Below are 4486 nucleotides of genomic sequence, written 5' to 3'. Positions count from 1 at the left end.
GGTAATTGAGCGAATACCAGCAAGAGAAACATTTGCGGCGTGAGACCGCAGCGATTGACGCACCGCCTGTAGAACATCAGTTGGTGATTCTTCATGATGGTCATACAGCCCATAGAGCTGATCGAGAATGACGTCAGTTTCTTCCTCGCTCATTTCGGGAATAAGGCAGAAACCAGCGCCAAGGGAAAACGCGTAGTTGGCAGCAATAACTTGAGCCAACTGGTCACCCTGTTCACAAACCACAAGATGTCCGGATTGAGATGCGACCACACTTTGGGGCGTTGAATCATCAGTGAAGGTAATGAGTTTTTTTGCCCGTAGTGCGAGCAAGAGTCCTACGCCAATGTTGTTCCGACCCCAGGTAAAGGTTTGATTTTTAGCTACAGCATTAACAACACMTGCGGCGATCAACTCTCCGAGAGAAGAGATTTTCAGCGTCTTTTTAGCAGGAAATCGCCCAACAAATTGATCGCATGCTTCGGCACTGAGCCCTGCCAAAACAATACGAGTCGGTTGCAGTCGGGCCGCCACATTGTTCCGACGCACTATCTCGCCATCTGCGTCTGGTCGAGTCATACGTGGCCCCTCCAAAATTGGGAGATAAGAGCCCTGCTTTGCCAACACGCAAGAGACCTCCGCGAGCAGGATTGGATCATCCCCGATGACAAGTGTTTGGGAGATATTGGGGCACTCGGTGGACATCGAAACGCCTTTTCAAATACAAGTTACATCTTTATCAAAAGAAGCACCATGGCGTAACCGGCTAAGAGCAACGACATGAAAGTAGCCACCGCACGCTCAATTCGCCAGCTTCAGCTGACCTTCAACATACCGAAGCAGCCCTTCACAAGCATCCTCAACCAAATCCAGCACATGCTCAAACTCATCCTTGCCACCGTAGTAAGGATCAGGCACCACCGGGCTGTCATGCCTCAAACAGAACTCCGTGAGCCTGCGTACCTTGCCGAGATGTTCGGCGGGACATTCCTCCTGAATCAAGGCCAGGTTGTCCCAGTCCATGGCCAGAATCAAGTCGTGGCGCTCAAAATCTGAATCCGAAATCTGCCGGGCCCTGAGGCCGGATAGGTCATAACCGCGCTTGACGGCGTAGGCTTGCGAGCGCTCATCGGGTGGGTTGCCGGGGTGGTAGTTGTGCGTGCCGGCTGAATCAACCTGGATCTGATGGGCAAGCCCGCGATCCATGACTTTCTGCTGGAACACGCCATGGGCTGTGGGGCTGCGGCAGATGTTGCCCATGCAGACAAAGAGAATGGAATAGGGTTTCATGGATTGAAGGTTGGGCCGGAATTCGCCATGGAAGACCCAAAGAACATGCGGCCTTGGGCTGCCAGAACCATTTTAGGTTTGCCACCGCCCATCCAGCCGACAAAGCCACCACTAGGCCAGACGGCCCATAGCCACAGCCACCCCATCCGTATACAGTCCATTGACGGAGACAACCATGCAATGCTGATGACCTGCATAGGAGGCCCGCTTCACGGGCTGCAAGTAGGAATTGCCGACGACGCCCTGGTGTATGACGTACAGGGCAGCAGGCCGCGTGCGCGTTATTTGCGGCAGGTGCCGTCGCAGTACTACGATCCCCGGGCCGGCCATGCCGACTCTGTGGCGTTTTTTGCKTTGAGTTCGTTGAGCGGGATGGAGGTGACCGATCTGATCATCGCCCACCTGGAAACTTTTCAGCCCGTGCCGGTTGCGTCAAAGCCGGCCTGACGGCTTCACGGACATCCCAAAAAGCAGGCAGAGAAGTTAGCCCGGCGCTAACCCGGCGTTAACCTGGCGCCATAGGCTGGGTGGCCTGCGCGCCTGGAACTGCCGGATGAGCACGCTGCCCGCGCTCCTGCGTCAGTGCCAGGTGAAGCTGGTGCAAGGCGCCCACACACTCCAACACGGTGGACTGGACCAGCTCCGCGGCCTCGCCGACCTGCGAGTTGGGTGCTGCTGCGAGTTTTTCACCGACGCTGAGCATGAGCCTGGCCTTGACGGCGCCAAACAGCGCGTCCCAGTCGGCGATCGCGATGTCCAGCGGGTGGTCGGGTGTGAGCGCTTCGAGCTGCCGCTCGGGAAGCGAGGCGAGATGGGCGTCGTCAGCGCCCTCGCCGCCTCCTTTGGCCCAGTCGCGCAGAACATCCAGCGCAGCGGCACTGGTGGCGGGCAGCTCGCATCGGGACTCCTTCATGAGTTCAGGAGAGCTCAGCATGGTCAGCGCCGAGCGCGCCAGCAGCCTGATATTGGGAGGGGGTGAGGAAGCAAGCCGGATCATTTCAGAACCCTCGCTAAAGGAGTTGCATGGCGCTGCAACAGCGGTTGGGCGCTGCGCCTTCAAAGGTTCGCAATATCGCCGTACGCTCCTTTCTAGGCGGCCCTAGGCGATCCGTCCGTGCGGTAACGCACATCGGCCGCAAAAGGTTTTCAGGCCGTGTCGCGGGCCGCAGTTGAGCTGAAACAGGTAAACCGATGCTTTTGCCTGACAGACAGGCCCCCGCCATCCCAAAGCCGCCCCTCAATGCAGCAATTGGGTATAGGTTTTCCGGTCAGCCGCGTAACAGCTGCATGCCGCGGCTTCCAGGCCGCCGCGGTCAAGAACCTTCAATTCACCACGGTGGTATTCGATCAATCCACCGCGCTGCAGCGCGCTGGCGGCCGACGTGATGCCGACGCGGCGCATGCCCAGCATGTAGGCCAGAAATTCGTGCGTCACATGAAAATTGTCGGAATGCGCGCGGTCCTGACTCATCAGCAGCCATCGGGCCAGGCGCTGGCTCGTCAGGTGAAAACGAAGGCAGGCGGCTGATGCGGACTGCTGCGCCATCAAGACATAAAGGTAGCGGTTCAGGCCGCGTTGCAACGAAGCACTGCGCGCCAGCTCGCGCCGGAAAACGGCGGTGCTGATCCGCCAGGACGCCCCCGCGCCCTGCACTACCGCATGCACCGGCGCGGTGACAACGCCCAGCACCAGTTGCGCACCCAGCATGCCTTCACGCCCCACCATGCCAACCTCCACCCCCGGGCTGCCTTCCACCAGGGCCACAAGGGAAATGAAGCTTTCGACCGGGAAATAGACGTAACGTGTGGGTTTGCCGGGTTCGCACAGCACTTCAGCTAGCGACAGCTCGACGGGCTCGCAGACGGCGAGCAGGCGCAGGCGATCCTTGCGAGGGAGAAGCTCAATGAGGTGGTTTTCGACAGGGGCCAAAGCGGCTCTCCGGTGTAGGCGGACCCCGGGGAGTGCCGGGTCATGGACAAGGCCGCGCTACTGTCGTCAGTTCAATTCGGTGCCTCAGTATGCACGACGTGTCGCCAACGCCACCGTGTGCCAGCGCACACAGCACACAACAGGCCGCACACCGGAATGCTAGGAGGCGAGTTTTTCGGGAAGCAAGCGGTCGTATTCTTTCTTGACCACGGCATAACACTCACAGGTGCGCTGCTCCAGGCCCGGGCGGTCCAACACTGTGATGCGGCCGCGCGAATAGCGGATCAGCCCGAGGTTTTGCAGCTTGGTCGCGCCTTCGGTCACGCCTTCGCGGCGCACGCCCAGCATGTTGGCGATCAGCTCCTGCGTCATCACCAGCTCATTGCTCTGCAACCGGTCAAGGCTGAGGAGCAGCCAGCGGCACAGCTGCTGGTCGAGCGAATGGTGGCGGTTGCACACCGCGGTTTGTGCCATCTGCGTGATCAGTGCCTGGGTGTAGCGCAGCAGCAGGTGCAGCACCGGCGCGCGCTTGAACTCGTCCTTGATGGCCTGTGCCTTGAGGCGAAAACCCTGGCCGGCGCTTTGCACGACGGCGCGGCTGGGTGTGGACTCCCCGCCCATGAAGAGGGAAATGCCCACGACACCTTCATGGCCGACGACTGCAATCTCGGCCGAAGAGCCGTTTTCCATCACATAAAGCAGCGAGACGATGGCCGTGGTGGGAAAGTACACATGGTCCAGCGTGGTGCCCGACTCATAAAGCACCTGACCCAGCGGCATGTCGACCCATTCCAGTTGCGGCAGCCAGCGCTGCCACTCTGCTTCCGGCAATGCGGCAAGCAGCTCGTTGTCTTTGGGGTTGGAAGAATGGGCCATCGAGACACTCCGGGGCGGATCTGGCTTCGAGTTGGGCCTCTGGCAGAGATCTCGCACCGTCTTCGAAGTATAGGCACTAACGGCCCTCCGGTATGTGCGCTACCGCACAAACGAAAGTTCCCCGGCAAAGTCCACCTCCAGGGCTTTTGTGGGCCTCGGTACTACCGGCTCACTTCTTCAACCGCCTCGGTGGTCTGCAAGGCATGAATGGCGATTTGTGCCGACATGAGCGCCAGTGACGCCAGCGGGTAGGTGCCGCTGATGATGCCCCTGAAGGCGACTTCTGCGGCCACGGCGTCCTGGCCCAGGCCTTCAGTGGCGGCGATGATGCATTCTTCAATGCCGCCCAGCCCGGCGTCCCCGAACAGGTCTTCACCTTCGTAGGTCACGCGG

Annotated in this window: 7 protein-coding genes; 1 reads left to right on the top strand and 6 read right to left on the bottom strand. The window is 59.7% G+C overall.

The window, feature by feature from the left end; genetic code table 11:
- Together AC1DWI_RS14605 and AC1DWI_RS14600 are read right to left on the bottom strand one after the other, a co-directional pair.
- A partial coding sequence (locus AC1DWI_RS14605) for a hypothetical protein (protein WP_477725085.1) occupies positions 1–576 on the bottom strand: 576 nt, incomplete at its 3' end.
- Positions 577–798: 222 nt separating this feature from the next.
- A complete protein-coding gene (locus tag AC1DWI_RS14600; protein WP_477670875.1) occupies positions 799–1287 on the bottom strand; it encodes a low molecular weight protein-tyrosine-phosphatase in 489 nt (162 codons plus the stop codon).
- On the opposite strand from AC1DWI_RS14600, the gene AC1DWI_RS14595 reads away from it, so the two are divergent.
- Positions 1183–1734: a hypothetical protein gene (locus AC1DWI_RS14595; protein ID WP_477671230.1), complete on the top strand. Its 552-nt coding sequence runs from the start codon at positions 1183–1185 to the stop codon at positions 1732–1734. The two genes, AC1DWI_RS14600 and AC1DWI_RS14595, sit on opposite strands and share 105 nt — an antisense overlap.
- A gap of 58 nt (positions 1735–1792) precedes the next feature.
- Here the strand turns inward: AC1DWI_RS14595 and AC1DWI_RS14590 are convergent, their stop codons facing one another.
- The 4 genes from AC1DWI_RS14590 to AC1DWI_RS14575 all read right to left on the bottom strand — a co-directional run.
- Positions 1793–2284 carry a hypothetical protein gene (locus AC1DWI_RS14590; RefSeq protein ID WP_477725084.1) on the bottom strand — a complete coding sequence of 164 codons (492 nt, stop codon included), beginning with the start codon at positions 2282–2284 and terminating at the stop codon, positions 1793–1795.
- A 240-nt stretch (positions 2285–2524) separates the two neighbouring features.
- Positions 2525–3217 (bottom strand): Crp/Fnr family transcriptional regulator, encoded by a 693-nt coding sequence (locus tag AC1DWI_RS14585; protein WP_477670877.1) that lies wholly within the window; start codon positions 3215–3217, stop codon positions 2525–2527.
- 159 nt (positions 3218–3376) lie between these two features.
- Positions 3377–4093 carry a Crp/Fnr family transcriptional regulator gene (locus tag AC1DWI_RS14580; RefSeq protein ID WP_477670878.1) on the bottom strand — a complete coding sequence of 239 codons (717 nt, stop codon included), beginning with the start codon at positions 4091–4093 and terminating at the stop codon, positions 3377–3379.
- Positions 4094–4254: 161 nt separating this feature from the next.
- Positions 4255–4486: hypothetical protein (locus tag AC1DWI_RS14575; RefSeq protein WP_477725083.1), on the bottom strand; the 232-nt coding region annotated here is incomplete at its 5' end.

It is taken from the genome of Polaromonas sp. P3_C2 (assembly GCF_056402675.1).
The sequence above is the reverse complement of the archived record's forward strand: the minus strand, read 5'-3'. Positions and strand labels throughout refer to the sequence as shown.